This window comes from uncultured Aquabacterium sp., from assembly GCF_947366995.1.
Classification (GTDB): domain Bacteria; phylum Pseudomonadota; class Gammaproteobacteria; order Burkholderiales; family Burkholderiaceae_C; genus Aquabacterium.
In genome coordinates, this window is the sequence record NZ_CANBCC010000077.1 from 1 (window position 1) to 18,751 (window position 18,751).

An 18,751-nucleotide genomic window follows, 5' to 3' on the forward strand; every position below is an offset into this window, starting at 1 on the left:
CCCGACATGTTCAGCGGCATGCCGTGGGTCAGGTGGCCGCCTTCGGCCAGGCTCAGGCCCATGATGGTGTCGCCGGGTTGCAGCAGGCCGAAGAACACGGCCTGGTTGGCCTGAGAGCCCGAATTGGGCTGCACGTTGGCGAACTCGGCGCCGAACAGCTGCTTCAGGCGATCGATGGCCAGTTGTTCGACGACGTCCACGTGCTCACAGCCACCGTAGTAGCGCTTGCCGGGATAGCCTTCGGCGTACTTGTTGGTCAGCTGGGAGCCCTGGGCTTCCATCACCGCCGGCGAGGTGTAGTTCTCGGAGGCGATCAGCTCGATGTGGTCTTCCTGACGGGTGTTCTCGGCCTGGATGGCAGCGAACAGTTCGGGATCGACGTTGGCAATGGTGTGCTTGGCGCGGTCAAACATGACTTGGCAGTCCTCTTCATGGTGTTGAAGACCCGCGGCCCGATCCGGCCCGGAGGGGGCTGGTGGTCGGCGTGAGGGCTGCCCAGGCGAACGGCACATCGGCGTGGCTTTGCGAGCCAGCCGGCCACGCTTCCCGGTGGTTCACCACCTCAGGCGGGTCGTTGTTGAAAACGAAAAACCCGCCGTGTATCGCCAGTTGCGCAGCGGGTTTGATTGTAGCGGAGGGCAGCCCAGCCCGCCAGCCGGGGGCCGGCGCGTCGGGTCAATGCACCAGCAAGGCCACCTGCTCGGGGCGATGGGGCACCGCGGGGATCTCGCTGGCAGCCGGTGCCACGCCCGATGCCCCGGCCGGGGCGGCCGTCGGCACCACCGTCACCGACGGCGACGCGGCCGGCGTGGCAGCCTGCACCGTGGCCTGAGGCAGCGGCGCCATCACCGGCACCGAGCGGCCGTTGGCCACCTGACGCAGGTAGGTTTGCTCGGCGAGCACCTTGGCGCCGTACCCGCGGTCGTCAGCCAGGTTGGCAGCGCCGACGTAATACTTCAGGCCGCCCTCCAGGCTGCCTGCGCGCCGGATGCAGTCCTTCAACACCTGTACACCCACCCGCAGGTTGGTCACCGGATCGAACGCCGCGTTCTTGCCGCCAAAGATGGCGTACTTGTCATGGTGCACGCCGGTCATCACCTGCATCAGGCCCTGGGCGCCGACGTGACTCTGGGCGAACGGGTTGAACCCCGACTCCACCGCCATCACGGCCAGCACGAGCGTGGGCTCGACACCCATGCGCTGCCCCACCGACCACGCCTCCTGGACCAGGCGACTGATGGGCTCGGGGGCGACGTTGTACCGGCGGGCAATCCAGTAGGCGACCGCCGCCTGCTGGCGATTGAGCTCGGCCGGATTGGCTGCCGTGGCACGCTGGATCGCCTCGGGCTCGGCCAGCTCGGCCAGGGCAGCGCCGTCATCGGCCTCGCCCTCATTGGCGTTCACCAGGCGCACATTGGCCCGCTCGACCAGCCAGCTCAGCGCCCGGCCTTCCAGCTCATGGCGCACTTCGGGGCGGTGGAACAGGAACAGCGCCACCGCCACCGCGACCAGGCCCAGCATGGCCAGGGCGTTGTGGCTCACCAGGCGCAGGCCGCCCAGCACGTCGGACAAGAACAGGCGCAACGCACCCGACACACCACCGGAGGTGGCAAGGACGGACTTCAACCACTGAGGCCCGACCCATGCGGAGGGCTCCTGCCCATCCGCTGCACGATCACACGCTGTCATGTTTCTCCTTTCCACACCGGCACCCGGGACACGACGGCGTCAGGCTCAAGGCCAGACCGTGCCGCGCCCGAGCGGCAGTGATAATGGCCCCGGCTGGACGATGGCGGCGCTGTGCAGTGCGCGGTCGCCATCACGAAGGGCGGTCCGAACAACGTGGACCGCAGGGGTGTGCCAGGGCTGGCAGCGTTGCACCCCGCAGTGGGGCGCAAGGGGAAACCCGGAGAATTCAGACACCGGGTTCAACGGAGGCGGATTCTAGGCACCGCTGTAATAACCAGTCAAGCATAACGGATTCAATCCTTATAACACCGACTGATGAAATACCGCGATCTTCGTGACTTTGTGGCGGGCCTTGAGGCCCAGGGTGAACTGTGTCGCGTACATGACCCCGTTTCCGTTCACCTGGAGATGACGGCACTGAGCGACCGGGTGCTGCGCGCCGGTGGCCCCGCCCTCTGGTTCGAGCAACCCACCCGCCCAGGGGGGGCTAACGGGCAGGCACAGTCCTACCGGATTCCTGTTCTGGCCAACCTGTTCGGCACCCCACGACGGGTGGCCCTGGGCATGGGTGCGCAGGACGTGAGCGAGTTGCGCGACATCGGGCGTGTGCTGGCCAGCTTGAAAGAACCCGAGCCCCCGCGCGGACTGAAGGACGCCGGCAAGCTGCTGCAGATGGCAAAAGCCCTGTGGGACATGAAGCCCGCTTCGGTGCGGCGCGCGGCATGCCAGGAGGTGGTTATGGAAGGCAGTGATGTTGACCTGACCACCTTGCCCATCCAGCACTGCTGGCCGGACGATGCCGCGCCGCTGTTGACCTGGGGCCTGGTCGTGACCCGTGGACCGCAAGGCGTGCCGCAACCGCGTCGCCGACAGAACCTGGGCATCTACCGACAACAGCTGATCGGCCGCCGTCAGCTCATCATGCGCTGGCTGACCCACCGTGGTGGTGCGCTCGACTTCCGCGAATTCGCGCTGGCCAACCCCGGCCAGCCCTTTCCGATCGCAGTGGCGCTGGGCGCGGACCCGGCCACCATCCTGGGTGCCGTCACACCCGTGCCGGACTCCTTGAGCGAGTACCAGTTTGCCGGCCTGCTGCGCGGCAGCCGCACTGAGGTGGTGGACACCGGCGTGGGCGAAGGCGAGACGCGCCTGCAGGTGCCGGCCTCCGCCGAATTCGTACTGGAAGGCCACATCCCGCCGGCTCCGGCCGGGTTCGAAGGCGTGAGCGAACACGGCGTGCCCCTCAAGGAAAAGGGCGGCTACCTGCACGCGCTGGAAGGCCCCTTCGGCGACCACACCGGCTATTACAACGAGCAGGACTGGTTCCCCGTGTTCGAGGTGAATCGCATCACCCACCGCGACAACCCGGTCTACCACTCGACCTATACCGGCAAGCCGCCCGACGAGCCCGCCGTGCTCGGTGTGGCATTGAACGAGGTCTTCGTGCCTATCCTGCAGAAGCAGTTCCCCGAAATCGTCGACTTCTACCTGCCGCCCGAGGGCTGCAGCTACCGCATGGCCATCATCAGCATGAAGAAGGCCTATGCGGGGCACGGCAAGCGCCTGATGTTCGGGCTGTGGAGCTTTCTGCGCCAGTTCATGTACACGAAGTTCATCGTGGTGGTGGACGACGACGTGAACATCCGTGACTGGCAGGAAGTGATCTGGGCCGTGACCACCCGCATGGACCCGGTGCGCGACACGACCCTGGTGGACAACACGCCGATCGACTACCTGGATTTCGCCTCACCGGTGAGTGGTCTGGGCGGCAAGATGGGGCTGGACGCCACCAACAAATGGCCTGGCGAGACGCACCGCGAATGGGGCCGCACGATCACCATGCCGGACGCTGTGCAACGCCGGGTGGACGGGCTGGTCGAGGCGGTGCTGGCGTCCGGACGACGCGCTTGACGCGCCTCGTTCGCCTCGGGTTCGAGACGCACCGCACGTCCTTGCGCACAATGTGTAACAAGGGCTTGCATGCCTGCCGCACCGGGCGTAATCTGACTTCACCTGCTTGATGCAGGCACCCAAAAGAACGCAGTCACTGCGTTCTGGGAAGTGCAGACACTCCGCTCTGTGCTTTCCTCGGACGGCCCGCGCGCCGCTCCAGCCCCCGGCTTAGCCCGGGGGTTTCTCTTTGTGGCGTCAGACTGTCATGCGCCGGCCAGCCAGCCGAGCCACTCGCGTGAGACGTCGCGCACATGCGCCATCCCATCACGCGAAGGCAGCCAGTCGAGCACCGGGCGCTCGCCGCGACGCCAGAACGCGACCGGCGCCGGCGTCACGCGGATGATGGGTCCGCCGGGGTTCTGCACCAGCGCCCGGCGAGCGGCCTCGATGAAAGCACGCTGTGCCCGGGGCATGTGAACCGCGTCGGTGACGAGCACGATTTCCTGGATGCCCTGCGGTGCCAGCATGGCGACCGTCCGCGCCGCGTTTTCACGCGTGTCCGACGAGCCCGACTCCTGCCACATCAACTGCATGCCATGGTCGCGCTCGACGACCCGGGCAGCGATCTCGGCCTCGCCAGGCCCCACCTGACCGCCCTGCTGCGCCCAGCCGACACCCCCACTGAAACCGAGGGGCAGGCCCGTCTGGCGACTCAGCCAGACGCCGTAGTGGAGGCGCCGCTCGCTGCCCACAGACAAGGCCGCCACCCCGTACTCTGGCGCGAGCCGCTCAAGGCCACCACCGAGGACGATGATGGCCGCCGGTGGTGCAACCGCGGCGCGTGGCGCGCGACGCGCCTGAGAGGCGTACAGACGCCCCTGCGATGCCAGCCGCGCCTGCTCGGCCCCGAACAGCGCCGGAGGCGGGCGCATGGCCCCGTTCTGCAGCCAGAGCGCCGTCTGCTCGCAACTGCTGAACCACAGCCCCGCCACGCCCAGCAGCACCAGCAGCCAGCCCAGCCCACGCCGCGGCAGGATCAAACGTGCGCCCACGAGCACCAGCAAGAGGAATGGCACCGGCGGCAAGGCCAGAGCCGCCAGCACCGGTTTGTAAAGGGCCCAGTCCGCCATGAAAAATGCACCTCCCGAGCCTGGTTCGCCGACCGACCCTGTCATTGTGGTTACCGCCGCGGAGACGTCGCACCGCCCGAACACACCTTCACGACAAGGTGAATGCCCGGGCCGGATAATGGCCTCAGTCTAAGCAGGAGAAGCCGGTCATGGAATCACATCAACCGGGGATGCCGCCCGGCGTCCCCACGCTGTCCGAAGCCACCTTCGCAGGCGGCTGCTTCTGGTGTGTGGAAGCCGTTTTTCTCGGCCTGCGCGGCGTGGTCGAGGTCGAATCGGGCTACAGCAATGGGCACGATCCGGCGCCGACCTATGAGGCGGTCTGTGCTGGCGGGACCGGTCACGCCGAAGTGGTGCGGGTGCGCTTCGATCCGGCCCAGATCACCTACCGTCAGCTCCTGGAAGTGTTCTTCGCTGTGCACGACCCGACCACGCTGAACCGACAGGGCAATGACGTCGGCACACAGTACCGCTCCGGCATCTACACGCACGATGCGCAGCAGGCTGAAGCGGCGCGCGACTTCATCGAGCAGCTGACGATGAGCAGCATCTACGAGCGCCCCATCGTCACCGAAGTGGCGCCCTTGGCCAATTACCACCCGGCAGAGGCCTATCACCAGCGCTATTTCGAGCAGCACCCGCATCAGGGCTACTGTGCGTTCGTGGTGGCCCCCAAGGTGGACAAGTCCCGCGCCCTGTTCCCCGACCTGCTCAGACAGGATTGAGGCGCGGTGCCACCCCGGCGTGGCGGCCCATGCGATCAGTCAGGGGGCGAGCCGCTGCCGCTGCCACGTTCCGTCTGCCAGACGCTGGTAGACGATGCGGTCATGGAGGCGCGAGGGGCGCCCCTGCCAGAACTCCCAGCGGTCGGGTACGAGGCGGTAGCCACCCCAGTGCGGCGGGCGCGGTGGATCGTCGCCGAGAGCGGCCTGCTGCCGGGCCCACGCGGCTTCCAACTCGCTGCGCGAGCTCAGTACACGGCTCTGCGGTGACACCCAAGCCCCGATGCGCGAGCCCAGCGGCCGGCTGCCGTAGTAGGCATCGGATTCCTGGTCGCTGACCCGCTCGACCCGCCCCTCGATGCGGACGACACGCTCAAGCTCGCCCCAGAAAAACTGCATGGCAGCAAACGGGTTGGCGGCGAGGTCGTGGCCCTTGCGGCTTTCGTAGTTGGTGAACCAGACGAGGCCCTGCGCGTCGGCGCCCTTGAGCAGCAGCACGCGGGTCGACGGTCGACCGTCGGCGCCCACCGTGGCCACGGTCATGGCGTTGGGCTCGAGGGCCTTGGCCCGAACGGCTTCATCGAACCAGCGATGGAACTGGTCGATGGGCTCGGGCGCAACCTGCGCCTCATCGAGTTCGGCCAGCTCATAGCTCTTGCGCATCTGCGCCAGATCGTGAGGAGATGATTTGTCCATGGCACGAGTATCGGGCACTTTGCGGCGCCCGCGCGATGACGCCCGTCAAGTCCATCCGGCACGGGTATGCACCTAAGTGAAGCCACGGTGGTGCACTGCAACAACCCGGCTCAAACTGGACTTCCACCCCTCGCGAATCACCATGACCTCCTCCGCCACCGTCATCGTTCTGGCCGGCCCGGTTTCGGAAGCCGGCCCGCGCGGCAACACGGGAGCCAGCGGAGACCCGCAGGCCCTGGCTCAGACGCTGCACAACGTCCTGTCCACCGGCCTGCCGGCTCTGGTGGTCACGCCGCCTGGCATGGCAGCGCATGCGCAGGCCATCCTGCCAGGCAATCACGTGCTGACGATCGAGGATGACGGCGAAGAAGGGCCAGGCCAGTGGCTGGGGCGCGCCATTCGCGCCGGCGTGGAGGCCAGCCCTCAGGCCGGAGGCTGGCTGCTGCTTCCACTGAACGGCGCGCCGCTGCCCGCAGTCAGCCTGCACGCGATGGCCGACTGCCTGCCCAGCTTCCCGGTGGTCCACCCTGCGCCCGGCTCAACAGGTGCCAGGCCGATCGGCGTCTCGGGTGAACTGTTTTCGGAGCTGCTTCGGCTCGACAGCGCGCGGGATCTGGAGCGGCTGGCCACGCGTTATCCGGCTGCGACGGTCGACCTCGCTGCGCCACCCAGCGCGCCGTAATACACCCCGGGCGGCACCTGAGATCAGAAGCTGCGACCGATGCTGATATTAAAGATGGTGTTGGTCAGCGATTGGTCCTGCTTGCGGACGTAGGTCCCCAGGTCCTTGCCGCCGCGGTCCATCGCCACCAGCTTCATCAGCTTGGTCACGAACTGGCTGTCGGCTTCACGCTCGGCCAAGCGAATCTGACCGTTGACCGCCTCGCTGTAGTCCTGCAGCACACGGTCTCCAGACTGGAACTGCGTGTTGTAGGTGGTCAGCGTGGCTTCGGTCTTGATCTTGATCTGCCCGACTGACATGCTGACGTGCCAGTCGTCATTGATGCGGGCCTTGAAGCCCACGAACGGGCCCGCACCCACGGCGTTCTTCAACTTTGCCGTCGAGCGACCGCCGACATAATCGTCGTACACACCCGTGGTCTTTGTGTCGAAAAAGATGGCATACGTCGCCCCGAGACCCAGGTAGGGCCGAAACCAATTGTCCTTGGCGCCGAAATAGCGGCCGAATGACACCAGCGGCGGCAACATCTTGGTCCGAACGATTTCCTTCCCGGCCAATCCGTTGGGCCGTCCGCCGTAGGTTGTGCCTGCACCGCTTGTTTTCACGGTCAGCGGAGCGGCGAGCACATAGGCCTCCGCCACCCATGTGTGATCGTCGGTGAGCCAGTAGCCCAGGCTCATGGTCACTGTGGCAGCGTTGCCCACCTTGGCCTTGACGCCACGGGGCGTGCCAAGTCCACCGCCAACCTGATCCACCGCGTTGGCAAACAGGCCGATGTAGTCCGCGTAGATGGAACCGGTTTCCGCGCCGATGTCGAAATTCGCTGGACTCAGGGGGTCGCTGGCATCCAGTGCATCGCCGCGCGCCGCTGCGTCTCGGAGGTCCTGCGTCGTCACCACCGGTCCGGTCACGTCGTAGGCGTCCCCCGACTTGTTGTCGACCGAAATGCTTGTATAGCCCAGGCGCATGAAAAGATTGCCGCGAACCGCGCTCGAAAGCTGCTTGGCAATATACGGGTCGGACGCTTGCGCTTGCACACCGCCGGACAGGCTGGCAGCGAACGCCAGGGAGAAAAGGTTAAGGGCGAAACGTCCACGGCGGATCATGCGGTCTCCGTTATATCTACAGCGTTCAGGCGTCGAGAAGAAAACAGCCGCTTGCAGCGGCTGCTCTCGGGGGCGGCATCACGCGCGCCCCCTCCTCATCCAGGAACTGGATTACTTGGCGCGGCGACGGGCCACAGCCGCGATACCGGCCAGGCCCAGGCCCATCAGAGCGTAGGTCGAGGGCTCGGGCACAGCCGGGGTCGTGCCCGCCTTGGCCGTGATGGTCGAAGCGATCGAACCGTAGTTGGTGATGCCCTGCATGGCCGTGATACCCGTTGCGGTCAGGCCCAGCGACTTGGCAAACGTGTTGAACGCGTCGCCGGTGGTGCCGCCAGCGATGGTCAGGCCGGTGATCGAGGTCAGCGCTGTGCCGTCCTTCAGGGCGGTGTCACCCGAAATCGTGGTGACGTCCCACAGGTAGTAGTTGGTCTTGGTGCCAACGCCGTTGGCGCCGGTGATGTCCACGTAGACCTTCTTGGCCAGCAGGTCCACGTGGATGTTGGTCACGGACAGCGAGCCACCGGTCGAGGCCAGGTTGGCGTCGCCCTCGATCTCGGCCGGAGCCACCATCAGCGCGCCACCGGCGGTGTAGGCGTCGGTGACTTGGTTGGTGGCGGTGTCCACCTTCAGCGACGTGATCGGTGCGTTGAACACCGGACGGCTACCTTCGACGTTGCTGTACTTGCCGGTCGAGGTCTTGACCAGGGTTGCCGTGGCCGGATTGACCGCCGACAGCTGGATGGCGCCGGTGTTGATCGCGGTGACCAGCGAGCGGTCGAACGTCAGGGCGCCCGTGCCGCCGACCAGCGTGAAGCCGTTGACCGAACCGCCCACTGCAACGGTCTGCGTCGCAGCGCTGGCAACACCAACGGCCAGGAAGGCAGCCGCGGCGACGATGCTCTTCATTGCAAATTTCATGTCTATCTCCACTTCAAAGCGGACCTTTGAATTTTTCTGCGCTCCGGAGGCATCCGCGTCTTCCTTCGGTTCGCACAGACCTTTAAACGTCTGTTCGATTGAAGGATAGCGGCGCCCTTCGGGTGGAGACAACGCGGGGGACCCTCCAGACACGTGTTAAATCCCTCAGGAAAACACCAGGGGTCCGGACCCTCCCCCGTGATCATGCGTCGGGGTTACCCCCGAATCAGCTTGAAAGCGTCACGCGGGCGAACTTTCGCTTGCCAACTTGGACCACATGGGTACCAGCCGACATTCTGTGACTTTTTTCACGAACGACTTCCCCATCCAGGCGTACGCCGCCTTGCTCGATGAGGCGCAGTGCTTCGCTGGTCGAGGCGACCAACCCGGCCTGCTTCAGCAACGCGCCGATGCCCAGACCATCGACCGGCAAAGTCACCGCGAGTTCCGGGATGTCGTCCGGTATCCCCCCGCGTGATCGGTTGACGAAATCCTGCAACGCCTCTTCCGCAGCCTTGGCACTGTGGAAGCGCGTCACGATTTCCTGCCCCAGCATCACCTTGGCATCGCGGGGATTGGCGCCAGCCTCACAGGCGGCCTTCAGGCGGGCGATTTCCTCCAGCGGGCGGAAACTGAGCAGGGTGAAGTACTTCCACATCAGGTCATCGCTGACACTCATCAGCTTGGCGAACATGGCGTTGGGCGCCTCGCTGATGCCGATATAGTTGTTTTTGGACTTGGACATCTTCTCGACGCCATCCAGACCTTCGAGCAACGGCATGGTGAGGATGCACTGCGGCTCCTGGCCATACTCCGCCTGGAGGTGGCGGCCCATCAGCAGGTTGAACTTCTGGTCGGTGCCGCCCAGTTCCAGGTCGGCCTTCAGCGCCACCGAGTCATAGCCCTGCATCAGCGGATACAAGAACTCGTGCACGCTGATCGGGGTGCCGGCCTTGAAGCGCTTGGTGAAGTCGTCGCGCTCCATCATGCGGGCCACGGTGTAGCGGCTGGCCAGTTGGATCATGCCGCGCGCACCCAAAGCATCGCACCACTCGCTGTTGTAGCGGATCTCGGTGCGCGCCGGATCGAGCACCAGGCTCGCCTGCTTGTAATAGGTCTCGGCGTTGGCCTTGACCTGTTCCTCGGTCAACGGCGGGCGGGTGGCGTTGCGGCCGGAAGGGTCGCCGATGAGCGAAGTGAAGTCGCCAATCAGGAAGATGACGGTGTGGCCCAGGTCCTGCAGCTGGCGCAGTTTGTTGAGCACGACCGTGTGGCCCAGATGGATGTCTGGCGCGGTCGGATCCAGGCCCAGCTTGATGCGCAGCGGCACACCCGTGGCCTCGGAACGGGCCAGCTTGTTCACCCACTCGGCCTCGGGCAGCAGCTCTTCCACGCCACGCAGCGTCACGGCAAGCGCCTCACGGACACGGTCGGAGACGGGGTGATCGGGCGTAACGGGTGCGGGATTTTCAGGGTGCAACATGACGGGCCATCGTGTGGAATTCTGCGGATCAACGCGCCCCGGGCCGGGGCTATACTCCGCTGATTGTGCGCGCGCGCGGGCTACTGCCTGCGTACGACGCGGGCTGATTTTAGGGGAGCGGGGCGCAGGCTCTCTCCCGAACCAGAAGGATTCCCGTTTTGACTTCTTCCAAGCAGATCAAGACCGCCACGCCCTCGCCGCTCACCTCCCTCCTCCACCGCGCTGAAGCCATTCAGTCCGCGGCCCACCGACACCCCCGCCGCGTCAGCGCCGCCGTGCTGGCCCTGCTGGCAGGTTCCGCCGTGACCGCCTTCGGTGTGGCGCCCCTGACCACCTTGCCCGACACCGGCCAGCCCGCCGTGGTCGAGGTCGTTGAAACCGTCCAGGCGCCGGCGCTGGCGGCCGAGCTGGGCCGGCTGGACGCCGAGCCGCTGGCGCTGTACCGCAGCGATGTCACGCGCAGCAGCGACACCGCCGACAGCCTGCTGCGCCGCCTGGGCGTCGACGACGCCGACGCGGCACGCCTGCTGCGTGAAGACGCGGTCGCGGCCAGCGTACTGCAGGGCCGGGCCGGCAAGGCGATCAAGGCCATTGTGGACAACGGCCGCCTGCGCGAACTTGTGGTGCGCGGGCCTGCAACCCACGCCGAACAGGCCGACACCCACTTCACCCGGGTGACCATCCAGCGCGCGGCGGCGGGCGGGCAAGTTCAGTGGGACGTGCGCTCCGAGCAACTGCCGCTGAGCCGCGCCCAGCAGCTGGCGTCGGGCACGATCCGCTCGTCGCTGTTTGCTGCCGCCGACGACGCGCGCGTGCCGGACGCGGTGACCAACCAGCTGGCCGAGATCTTCGGCAGCGACATCGACTTCCGCCGCGAACTGCGCAAGGGCGATGCCTTCAGCGTGCTGTACGAAGCCCTGATGGCGGATGGCGAGGCCGTGACCTGGACGAGCGGCACCGGACGCGTGCTGGCCGCCCGCTTCATCAACAAGGGCGAGACCCACGACGCCGTCTGGTTCCAGCAACCCGGCAGCAGCAAGGGGGCCTACTTCGACCTGAACGGCCGCAGCAAGACCCGCGCATTCCTGGCGTCGCCGCTGGCCTTCTCGCGCGTGACCTCCGGGTTCGCGATGCGCTTCCATCCGATCCACAAGACCTGGCGCGCCCACCTGGGCGTTGACTTCGGTGCCCCGACCGGCACGGCCGTGCGCAGCGTCGGCGAAGGCGTGGTGAACTTCGCGGGCGTGCAGAACGGCTACGGCAACGTGGTGCAGGTGCAGCACGCGGGCGACCGTCAGACCGTCTATGCCCACCTGAGCCGCATTGATGTGCGCAAGGGGCAGCGCATCGAGCAGGGTCAGCTGATCGGTGCGGTGGGCGCCACCGGTTGGGCAACCGGCCCGCATCTGCACTTCGAGTTCAAGGTCAAGGGCCAGCAGGTCGACCCGATGGTGGTGGCGCGCGCATCCGAGGCGCTGCAGTTGTCGCCGCAGGCCCTCGCCAGCTTCCGCAGCCAGGTCGGCGCGATCGCGGCGCGACTCGACATGGCGAGCGAATGGGCCGCCGCAGGCACCCAGTCCGGCCCGCGCTTCGAATAAAGCCATGCCCGGCGACTCGGCCGCCCCCAGCCCCCAACCCGGCCTGACGCCTTCCGGGCAATCGAGCCACCAGCGGTCCAACCTGTACATCGGCTTGATGTCCGGGACGTCACTGGACGGCGTGGACGGGGTGCTGATGCGCCATGAAGACGGTGCGTGGCGGACGCTGGCGCACGCGCACCGACCGCTGCCGCCGCCCCTGCGCCAGGCCTTGCTCGACCTCAACACCCCGGGCCACGATGAATTGCACCGCAGTGCCGAGGCCGCGCAGGCGCTGGTGGTGCTGTACGCCACGATCGTGCACGCACTGTGCACATCCGCCGATGTGCTGCCCAGCGAGGTGCAGGCGATCGGTGCACACGGTCAGACGGTCCGCCATCGGCCAGATCTGGCCTACACCTGGCAGCTGAACCACCCGGCCCTGCTCGCGGAATTGACGGGCATCGATGTGGTGGCCGACTTTCGCACGCGCGACATGGCGGCCGGTGGGCAAGGTGCGCCCCTGGTGCCCGCCTTCCACCAGGCATTGTTCGGCCAACCAGACCAGACCGTGGCCGTGCTGAACATCGGCGGCATGGCGAATGTCAGCATCCTGCGACCTGGCCAGCCTCCACTGGGATTCGATTGTGGCCCGGGCAACGCCCTGCTGGATCTGTGGTGCGAGTCGCAGACGGGCCACGCCTACGACGCCAACGGCGAGTGGGGTGCTGCGGGCGAGGTGCGCGAGGACTGGCTGACCGACGCGCTGGCCGAACCCTTCTTCAGCCTGCTGCCACCCAAGAGCACTGGGCGCGACCTGTTCAACCCGGACTGGCTGTCGCGCTGGCTGGCCCCGCATGGCCTGACCGATGGCCCACTGGGCGACACCGACGTGGCGCGGGACGTTCAAGCCACGCTGTGCGAGTTGACGGCCCGCAGTGCCGCCACGGCCATTCAGCAGCACGCGCCGGATGCCACCGATGTGGTGGTGTGCGGGGGGGGCGCCCTCAATGGCGACCTGATGCGCCGGCTGGGCGAACAACTGCCCGGTGTGCGCGTGGGGCGCTCGGACACCCACGGGCTGGACGTCATGCAGGTCGAGGCGGCCGCCTTTGCCTGGCTGGCGTGGCGGCATGTGGCCCGACTGGCGGGCAACGTGCCCGAGGTCACCGGGGCGCGTGGTCCCCGTGTGCTGGGCGCGCTCTATCCGGCACGCTGAGCACCGCCTTCCGGCACCGCCCAACAAAAAGGCTGCCTGCTGGCAGCCCTTCTTCATGCTGGATCGCGAGGGGCGTCAGACCGAGAAGCTGGAGCCGCAACCGCAGGTGGTCGTGGCGTTCGGATTGCGGATCACGAACTGGGCACCTTCCAGGTCATCCTTGTAGTCAATCTCGGCGCCCACGAGGTATTGAAGGCTCATGGCGTCGATCAGCAGGGTCACGCCGTTCTTTTCCATCTTGGTGTCGTCTTCGTTGACGATCTCGTCGAACGTGAAGCCGTACTGGAAGCCCGAACACCCGCCACCCTGCACAAACACACGCAGCTTCAGATCGGGATTGCCTTCTTCGGCCACCAGTTCAGCCACCTTGCCGGCGGCGGCGTCGGTGAACACAATGGGGGCAGGCGGCATGTCGTCAGCGAAGGCGGCGGTCTGGGTTTCTTGGGCAACAGCGGTCATGGGATCAACTCCGGGAGGGGATTTCAAATCTTGTGCAGCGGGTTCGGGGCGGCAGGCTGCGAGAAGCCGCGGTCGGGCGCTCCGGTGGCGGACGCCGCGAGCTTGAGGCCCGGTTTGTCGTCGGCCTGAAGCGGGAGGAGACCACCCTGGATGGTGGCACCCTGGTGCATTTCAAGGGCTTCGTATTTCACATCACCCACGATGCGGGCCTTGGGCTGCAATTCGAGCAGGGTTTCGGCCACCACAGGGCCATGAACAGACCCGTTGATGATGACATGCCCCGCCCTGACCTTGCCATGGACACGGGCTTTTTCGCTGATGACGAGCAAGGTGCGGCCCTCACCCGAGGCGACCACGTCGCCCTGCACTTCGCCATCGATGCGCAGGCCGTCGCTGAACCGCAGTTCACCGGTCACGACGGTGCCCTCACCAACCAGCGTGCGTATGGGCGGGGTTTTCTTCCATCCGAGCATGTGTTTCCTCAACCTCGACAGGGCCGAAACGTCAAGCGTACACCGTTGCAGGCACAGGTCAACGGCCTCACAGCTTCAGGGACTGGCTTGCACGGACGGAACCCGTGCTGTCCAGCACACGAACCTGCACTGTCCGCAACTGCACATCGGTCGGGCAGCGCGCCACGCCTTCCACGCGGCTGTACTGCTTGAACTGCAGCGGGCGGGCCACCACCGGGCTGCTGTCGGTCCAGGGCTTGCCGTCCCGGATGCCCGAAAGCCACAGCTCGAAGCGGCCCAGGAACTCACTCTGGATACGGCCATCGGCTCGCTGCATCACCAGCAGCTGGTAACGCAACTGGCCTGCGCCGGTCAGTTCGCCCTGCAGGCCCCGTACCGAGACGCCGGCGCCGCCGGTTGCAGGCAGCAGGCGCTCGAAGAAGCCGAGGTCGTCCTTCAGGGCCAGGTTCTCGGCCTCGAGCGCCTTGACCTGCTCGGCCAGCCGCTGCTGCGTGACGCGCTCGGCCTTGAGCAGGCTGTCCGCCGAATTGGCCACCGACTGCGCGCGGTCACGCTCCTCGCGCACCTGCGCCAGTTGCTCACGTGTGTGCATCAGTGTCTCGTTCAGCCGGTCAGCGCCCTGGTTCAGCCCGGCGATGTTGCGGCCGAACTCGAACGCCCACAGCGCGAGCGCGGCCGAGAAGCCCAGCACCAACGCCGCCACCGCCCACCGCAAGGGCCAGGGCAAGTGGCTGCGCACCGCCATGCGCGGCGCGCTGATCGACAGCCGCCGGCGCAAGAGCCGCCATCGCATCAGGGCAGCACCGGCACGCCCGTCAGGCCCAGGCGCTCATCGAGGCCGCACATCAGGTTCATGCACTGCACCGCCTGGCCCGAAGCACCCTTGGTCAGGTTGTCTTCCACGACCAGCACCATCACGGTGTCGGGCTGCGGACGGTGCACAGCGATGCGCACGGTGTTGCTGGCGCGCACGCTGCGCGTCTCGGGGGCACTGCCGGCCGGCAGCACGTCGACGAAACGCTCGCCCTGGTAGAAGGCCTCGAACGTGGCCTGCAGGTCGGCGGCCTGGCCCGCGTCGTTCAGGCGCGCGTACAGGGTCGAATGGATGCCGCGAATCAGCGGAAGCAGGTGCGGCACGAACAGGCAGTTGACACTGTCGTCGCCGGCAATGGCGCGCAGTTGCTGGTTGATTTCCGGGCCGTGGCGATGGCCCTTGACGCCATACGCCTTGAAGTTGTCCGACGCTTCGGCCATCAGCGTATGGACCTCGGCCTTGCGGCCCGCACCCGACACGCCTGAGGCACAGTTCGCGATCAGGTGGGTGGGGTCGATCAACTTGTGACGCAGCAGCGGCGCAAAACCCAGCTGCACGGAGGTGGGGTAGCAACCGGGGTTGCCGATCACGCGGGCGGTGCGGATGGCGTCGCGGTTCAGTTCAGGCAGGCCATACACGGCCTCTTCCAGCAGGTCGGGGCAGGTGTGCGCCATGCCGTACCACTGCTCGAACACCGCCGTGTCCTTCAGGCGGAAATCGGCCGCGAGGTCGATGACCTTGACACCGGCCGCGAGGAGTTCGCGCGCCTGGGCCATGGCCACGCCGTGCGGCGTCGCGAAGAAGACCACATCACATTCAGTCAGCCCGGCGTCATCGGGCGTCACAAAGGCCAGATCGACATGCCCACGCAGGCTCGGGTACATGTCGGATACCGGCATGCCGGCTTCCTTGCGCGAGGTGATGGCGTGGATGCGGACCTCGGGGTGTTGCGACAGCAGGCGCAACAGTTCCACTCCGGTGTACCCGGTACCGCCGACGATGCCGACCTTGATCATGTGTGGGTCCTTTCAGCTGAGGCGCCATTGTAGGGACACGCGGTGACGCCAGAAAAAACAAACCCGCCCGAGGCACGGGCCTGGGGCGGGTGCTGGAACCCGGCAGCGAAGGCCACCGGTCCAGGAGATCGATCAGCGCTTGCTGAACTGCTTGCGGCGACGGGCGCCGTGCAGACCGACCTTCTTACGCTCGACTTCACGGGCGTCGCGGGTCACGAAACCAGCGCGGCTCAGTTCGGGCTTCAGGGTTGCGTCGAAGTCGATCAGGGCGCGGGTGACACCGTGACGGACAGCGCCGGCCTGGCCGGATTCGCCACCACCGTGCACGTTGACCTTGATGTCGAACGCTTCGGCGTTGTTCGTCAGCACCAGCGGCTGCTTGACCACCATGATGGAGGTCTGGCGGCCGAAATACTGCTCGACAGGCTTGCCGTTGACGATGATCTGGCCGGTGCCCTTCTTGATGAAGACGCGGGCCACGGAGGACTTGCGACGGCCGGTGCCGTAGTTCCAGTTACCGATAGTCATGGCCGATCCTTAGATTTCCAGGGCCTTGGGCTGCTGAGCGGCGTGCGGATGCTCGCTGCCTGCGTAGACCTTCAGCTTCTTGATCATGGCGTAGCCCAGGGGACCCTTGGGCAGCATGCCCTTGACGGCCTTTTCGATGGCACGGCCAGGGTGCTTGGCTTGCATGTCCTTGAACTTCGTGGCGTAGATGCCGCCGGGGAAGCCCGAGTGACGGTAGTAAACCTTGTCGTTGGCCTTGGTGCCAGTGACGCGGATCTTGTCGGCGTTGACGATGACGATGAAATCGCCGGTGTCCACGTGAGGCGTGTAAATGGCCTTGTGCTTGCCGCGCAGACGGAGAGCGACTTCGCTGGCCACTCGTCCGAGCACCTTGTCGGTGGCGTCGATCACAAACCACTCGTGCTTCACTTCGGCCGGCTTGGCGCTGAAGGTCTTCATGAGATTTCCTAAGTGGTAAAACTGGCTGACAGTCGCCTTTGGAACCACTTCTTGGAAGGTGGTGGCCTCTCCGGCAACGAAGCTGGCCGACGGCAACCGCGCTGAAAGACATGCAGGCAAGCGCCTGCACCGCGCGGCCGACCGGGTGTCGATCAGCTCCGGCCCCTGCAAGAAAAGCAAAGGCCATCCCGGCAACCATGTCGGGAACCCGCGATTCTAGCCGTGAATCGCGCACCGCGCCAAGCTCTTTTGCGCCTCATTGAAAGCTGGGCCGCGAAGCCTGGACGGGGCACGTTTGTCGTGAATGCCATCACGCGATACGAGGGCACCTGCAGGAGGGCGGTTGCGCGACACAGGGAATTCCCTTACCCTTCGGGAAAACCCTAGGTGATGAGGAATTCAGGGGGCGCAGCATGTTGACGCGCCCCCGGCCCAGGGCAACGAGGGGTCACCGATGACCGCAACCAAGACACCCGACACACTCGACCGCTTCGGTCTGGACAAGACCGGGGGCACACCGCCCAGCCGCCCTAGCCATCACGATGGCTGGGTACCGATCCGCGACCTGCACGCGCGCCACCGCGCCCGCATCCTGGATCACCTGCTGCAGCTGGACGACCACGACCGCTACCTGCGCTTCGGCTTTCAGGCCTCGAAGGAGCAGGTGGCCCGCTATGTGGCCTCGATCGACTTCCGCCGGGACGAGGTCTTCGGCATCTTCAATGGCCGGCTGCAGCTGGTGGCGGTGGCCCACCTGGCCGCCATGCCCGGCGAAGGCCCGCATGGCGACGAGTCGTCGCGCGGCCGCGCCATGGAATTCGGCGTGTCGGTGCTGCCCCAGGGCCGCGGCAAGGGTCTGGGCTCGCGGCTGTTCCAGCACGCGATCATGCATGCCCGCAACCGGGGTGCCAGCCACTTGATGATTCATGCGCTGAGCGAGAACGCCCCGATGCTGCGCATTGCCAGCAAGGCGGGCGCGGCCGTCGAGCGGGACGGCCCCGAGGCGGAGGCCTGGCTGAAGTTGCCGCCGGACACGGTGGGGAGCCACATCGACAGTTCGCTGCAGTCCCTGGCGGCCGAAGCGCTGTACCGGATCAAGTACCAGGCACTGCACGCCAGCGACTGGTTGCGCCTGCTGATGACCTCTGCTTGAGGGGGTTTGACACTGAAAGCCCCCTCCCCAGGGGGTAGAAGTGAACCGGCCGCCCACTTAGCATGGCCTGAAACGGGGGCTTCAGGGGTCAATGTGAACAGTGCGCAGGTGGCGGCAGCCGTGGCATGCGGCGTGCTGCCCGGCATTTTGTTGGGATGGTGGTTGCACGGTCGCCGCCAACGGCAGCGTGTGCGCACCTGGCCCGACAGCTGGCCGTTGCGCCCTCGGCCTCTGTTTACCGCGCACGAGCGTGCGCTGTACCGGGAACTCAAGGCCGCCCTGCCCCAGCATGTGGTGCTGGCGAAAGTGAGTCTCGTGCGGTTCTGCCAGGCGGCCGAGCCGCGTACCGCTCGCCAGTGGTATGACCGGCTGCAGGCGCTGACGGTGTCGATGCTGGTGTGCACCCCGACTGGCACCGCGATCGCGGCGATCGACCTGGATCTGCCCGGTGCCATGCCCTCACCCCGTACCGCGCGACTCACGCAGGCGGTGCTGGATGTCTGCCGGGTACGTCATCTGCGCTGCCAGCCGGGTCAATGGCCTCCGCCGCCGTTGCTGGCGGCGTGGGTGCTCGGCCACGGTGTCGAGGGCCAGCCGATGCGCGCCACCGACCCGCTCGAGCCCGGCGCTCTGTCCCATGCGGGCGACCAACTGGCGCGCCGATTGAAGGAGCGTCGCGCCGAGCGCGCGGTGCGCTGGGCGGAGTCGGGCTTCGCACCCGACTCCTTCTTCGCCTTTGACAGCCGCCTTGACGC

19 protein-coding genes, 1 pseudogene and 1 riboswitch are annotated in these 18,751 nt (G+C 66.5%); of the genes and pseudogenes, 7 read left to right on the top strand and 13 right to left on the bottom strand.

Going from position 1 to position 18,751, the window contains the following annotated elements; genetic code table 11:
* A pseudogene (gene glyA / locus Q0Z44_RS15895) lies at positions 1 to 413 on the bottom strand (serine hydroxymethyltransferase); the annotation flags it as partial.
* Between the two features lie 73 nt (positions 414 to 486).
* Positions 487 to 623, bottom strand: a riboswitch (ZMP/ZTP riboswitch).
* 52 nt (positions 624 to 675) lie between these two features.
* Positions 676 to 1,689, bottom strand: a complete 1,014-nt coding sequence (locus tag Q0Z44_RS15900; protein WP_298014565.1) for a transglycosylase SLT domain-containing protein — start codon at positions 1,687 to 1,689, stop codon at positions 676 to 678.
* A 315-nt stretch (positions 1,690 to 2,004) separates the two neighbouring features.
* On the opposite strand from Q0Z44_RS15900, the gene Q0Z44_RS15905 reads away from it, so the two are divergent.
* Positions 2,005 to 3,600: a UbiD family decarboxylase gene (locus Q0Z44_RS15905; RefSeq protein WP_298014567.1), complete on the top strand. Its 1,596-nt coding sequence runs from the start codon at positions 2,005 to 2,007 to the stop codon at positions 3,598 to 3,600.
* A 245-nt stretch (positions 3,601 to 3,845) separates the two neighbouring features.
* On the opposite strand, the gene Q0Z44_RS15910 is transcribed toward Q0Z44_RS15905, so the two are convergent.
* Positions 3,846 to 4,712 (bottom strand): YdcF family protein, encoded by an 867-nt coding sequence (locus tag Q0Z44_RS15910; protein WP_298014569.1) that lies wholly within the window; start codon positions 4,710 to 4,712, stop codon positions 3,846 to 3,848.
* A 170-nt stretch (positions 4,713 to 4,882) separates the two neighbouring features.
* Here Q0Z44_RS15910 and msrA point away from each other — a divergent pair, with 170 nt between their 5' ends.
* On the top strand, positions 4,883 to 5,437 hold the full coding sequence (msrA, locus tag Q0Z44_RS15915) for a peptide-methionine (S)-S-oxide reductase MsrA (protein WP_298014599.1): 555 nt from the start codon (positions 4,883 to 4,885) through the stop codon (positions 5,435 to 5,437).
* A 39-nt stretch (positions 5,438 to 5,476) separates the two neighbouring features.
* Here the strand turns inward: msrA and pdxH are convergent, their stop codons facing one another.
* Entirely contained in the window at positions 5,477 to 6,130 is a 654-nt protein-coding gene (pdxH, locus tag Q0Z44_RS15920) for a pyridoxamine 5'-phosphate oxidase (protein ID WP_298014571.1), read from the bottom strand.
* Between the two features lie 142 nt (positions 6,131 to 6,272).
* Here pdxH and Q0Z44_RS15925 point away from each other — a divergent pair, with 142 nt between their 5' ends.
* Complete coding sequence (locus Q0Z44_RS15925) at positions 6,273 to 6,812, top strand: hypothetical protein (RefSeq protein ID WP_109034710.1); 540 nt, start codon at positions 6,273 to 6,275, stop codon at positions 6,810 to 6,812.
* Positions 6,813 to 6,835: 23 nt separating this feature from the next.
* On the opposite strand, the gene Q0Z44_RS15930 is transcribed toward Q0Z44_RS15925, so the two are convergent.
* The 3 genes from Q0Z44_RS15930 to tyrS all read right to left on the bottom strand — a co-directional run bounded on the left by Q0Z44_RS15930 (position 6,836) and on the right by tyrS (position 10,319).
* Complete coding sequence (locus Q0Z44_RS15930) at positions 6,836 to 7,918, bottom strand: OmpW family outer membrane protein (RefSeq protein WP_298014574.1); 1,083 nt, start codon at positions 7,916 to 7,918, stop codon at positions 6,836 to 6,838.
* A 111-nt stretch (positions 7,919 to 8,029) separates the two neighbouring features.
* Complete coding sequence (locus Q0Z44_RS15935; protein ID WP_298014576.1) at positions 8,030 to 8,836, bottom strand: PEP-CTERM sorting domain-containing protein; 807 nt, start codon at positions 8,834 to 8,836, stop codon at positions 8,030 to 8,032.
* Positions 8,837 to 9,062: 226 nt separating this feature from the next.
* Complete coding sequence (gene tyrS / locus Q0Z44_RS15940; protein ID WP_298014578.1) at positions 9,063 to 10,319, bottom strand: tyrosine--tRNA ligase; 1,257 nt, start codon at positions 10,317 to 10,319, stop codon at positions 9,063 to 9,065.
* 158 nt (positions 10,320 to 10,477) lie between these two features.
* On the opposite strand from tyrS, the gene Q0Z44_RS15945 reads away from it, so the two are divergent.
* On the top strand, positions 10,478 to 11,917 hold the full coding sequence (locus tag Q0Z44_RS15945) for a M23 family metallopeptidase (RefSeq protein WP_298014581.1): 1,440 nt from the start codon (positions 10,478 to 10,480) through the stop codon (positions 11,915 to 11,917).
* A gap of 4 nt (positions 11,918 to 11,921) precedes the next feature.
* A complete protein-coding gene (locus tag Q0Z44_RS15950) occupies positions 11,922 to 13,115 on the top strand; it encodes an anhydro-N-acetylmuramic acid kinase (protein ID WP_298014583.1) in 1,194 nt (397 codons plus the stop codon).
* A gap of 75 nt (positions 13,116 to 13,190) precedes the next feature.
* Here Q0Z44_RS15950 and erpA read toward each other — a convergent pair whose 3' ends face one another.
* From erpA to rplM, 6 genes are all read right to left on the bottom strand, one after another.
* Positions 13,191 to 13,574, bottom strand: a complete 384-nt coding sequence (gene erpA, locus Q0Z44_RS15955) for an iron-sulfur cluster insertion protein ErpA (RefSeq protein WP_298014585.1) — start codon at positions 13,572 to 13,574, stop codon at positions 13,191 to 13,193.
* A gap of 23 nt (positions 13,575 to 13,597) precedes the next feature.
* The gene (locus Q0Z44_RS15960) at positions 13,598 to 14,047 is read right to left on the bottom strand and encodes a polymer-forming cytoskeletal protein (protein ID WP_298014587.1); all 450 of its coding nucleotides are present in this window, start codon (positions 14,045 to 14,047) and stop codon (positions 13,598 to 13,600) included.
* 67 nt (positions 14,048 to 14,114) lie between these two features.
* Entirely contained in the window at positions 14,115 to 14,840 is a 726-nt protein-coding gene (locus Q0Z44_RS15965; RefSeq protein ID WP_298014589.1) for a DUF6776 family protein, read from the bottom strand.
* Entirely contained in the window at positions 14,840 to 15,877 is a 1,038-nt protein-coding gene (gene argC, locus Q0Z44_RS15970) for an N-acetyl-gamma-glutamyl-phosphate reductase (protein ID WP_298014591.1), read from the bottom strand. Before argC ends, Q0Z44_RS15965 begins: the two co-directional genes overlap by 1 nt.
* A gap of 132 nt (positions 15,878 to 16,009) precedes the next feature.
* On the bottom strand, positions 16,010 to 16,405 hold the full coding sequence (gene rpsI / locus Q0Z44_RS15975) for a 30S ribosomal protein S9 (RefSeq protein ID WP_109034695.1): 396 nt from the start codon (positions 16,403 to 16,405) through the stop codon (positions 16,010 to 16,012).
* 9 nt (positions 16,406 to 16,414) lie between these two features.
* Positions 16,415 to 16,843, bottom strand: a complete 429-nt coding sequence (gene rplM, locus Q0Z44_RS15980; protein WP_294638427.1) for a 50S ribosomal protein L13 — start codon at positions 16,841 to 16,843, stop codon at positions 16,415 to 16,417.
* Between the two features lie 454 nt (positions 16,844 to 17,297).
* On the opposite strand from rplM, the gene Q0Z44_RS15985 reads away from it, so the two are divergent.
* Positions 17,298 to 17,996 carry a GNAT family N-acetyltransferase gene (locus tag Q0Z44_RS15985; RefSeq protein ID WP_298014596.1) on the top strand — a complete coding sequence of 233 codons (699 nt, stop codon included), beginning with the start codon at positions 17,298 to 17,300 and terminating at the stop codon, positions 17,994 to 17,996.
* Positions 17,997 to 18,089: 93 nt separating this feature from the next.
* Positions 18,090 to 18,751 (top strand): DUF2726 domain-containing protein (locus Q0Z44_RS15990; protein ID WP_298014597.1); only part of this gene is annotated, 662 nt, incomplete at its 3' end.

Bases quoted from the DNA above. Each gene is read 5' to 3' on its own strand.
- Q0Z44_RS15900 (WP_298014565.1), bottom strand. From the start codon at position 1,689: ATGACAGCGTGTGATCGTGCAGCGGATGGGCAGGAGCCCTCCGCATGG.
- Q0Z44_RS15905 (WP_298014567.1), top strand. From the start codon at position 2,005: ATGAAATACCGCGATCTTCGTGACTTTGTGGCGGGCCTTGAGGCCCAG.
- Q0Z44_RS15910 (WP_298014569.1), bottom strand. From the start codon at position 4,712: ATGGCGGACTGGGCCCTTTACAAACCGGTGCTGGCGGCTCTGGCCTTG.
- msrA (WP_298014599.1), top strand. From the start codon at position 4,883: ATGCCGCCCGGCGTCCCCACGCTGTCCGAAGCCACCTTCGCAGGCGGC.
- pdxH (WP_298014571.1), bottom strand. From the start codon at position 6,130: ATGGACAAATCATCTCCTCACGATCTGGCGCAGATGCGCAAGAGCTAT.
- Q0Z44_RS15925 (WP_109034710.1), top strand. From the start codon at position 6,273: ATGACCTCCTCCGCCACCGTCATCGTTCTGGCCGGCCCGGTTTCGGAA.
- Q0Z44_RS15930 (WP_298014574.1), bottom strand. From the start codon at position 7,918: ATGATCCGCCGTGGACGTTTCGCCCTTAACCTTTTCTCCCTGGCGTTC.
- Q0Z44_RS15935 (WP_298014576.1), bottom strand. From the start codon at position 8,836: ATGAAATTTGCAATGAAGAGCATCGTCGCCGCGGCTGCCTTCCTGGCC.
- tyrS (WP_298014578.1), bottom strand. From the start codon at position 10,319: ATGTTGCACCCTGAAAATCCCGCACCCGTTACGCCCGATCACCCCGTC.
- Q0Z44_RS15950 (WP_298014583.1), top strand. From the start codon at position 11,922: ATGCCCGGCGACTCGGCCGCCCCCAGCCCCCAACCCGGCCTGACGCCT.
- erpA (WP_298014585.1), bottom strand. From the start codon at position 13,574: ATGACCGCTGTTGCCCAAGAAACCCAGACCGCCGCCTTCGCTGACGAC.
- Q0Z44_RS15960 (WP_298014587.1), bottom strand. From the start codon at position 14,047: ATGCTCGGATGGAAGAAAACCCCGCCCATACGCACGCTGGTTGGTGAG.
- Q0Z44_RS15965 (WP_298014589.1), bottom strand. From the start codon at position 14,840: ATGCGATGGCGGCTCTTGCGCCGGCGGCTGTCGATCAGCGCGCCGCGC.
- argC (WP_298014591.1), bottom strand. From the start codon at position 15,877: ATGATCAAGGTCGGCATCGTCGGCGGTACCGGGTACACCGGAGTGGAA.
- rpsI (WP_109034695.1), bottom strand. From the start codon at position 16,405: ATGACTATCGGTAACTGGAACTACGGCACCGGCCGTCGCAAGTCCTCC.
- rplM (WP_294638427.1), bottom strand. From the start codon at position 16,843: ATGAAGACCTTCAGCGCCAAGCCGGCCGAAGTGAAGCACGAGTGGTTT.
- Q0Z44_RS15985 (WP_298014596.1), top strand. From the start codon at position 17,298: ATGACCGCAACCAAGACACCCGACACACTCGACCGCTTCGGTCTGGAC.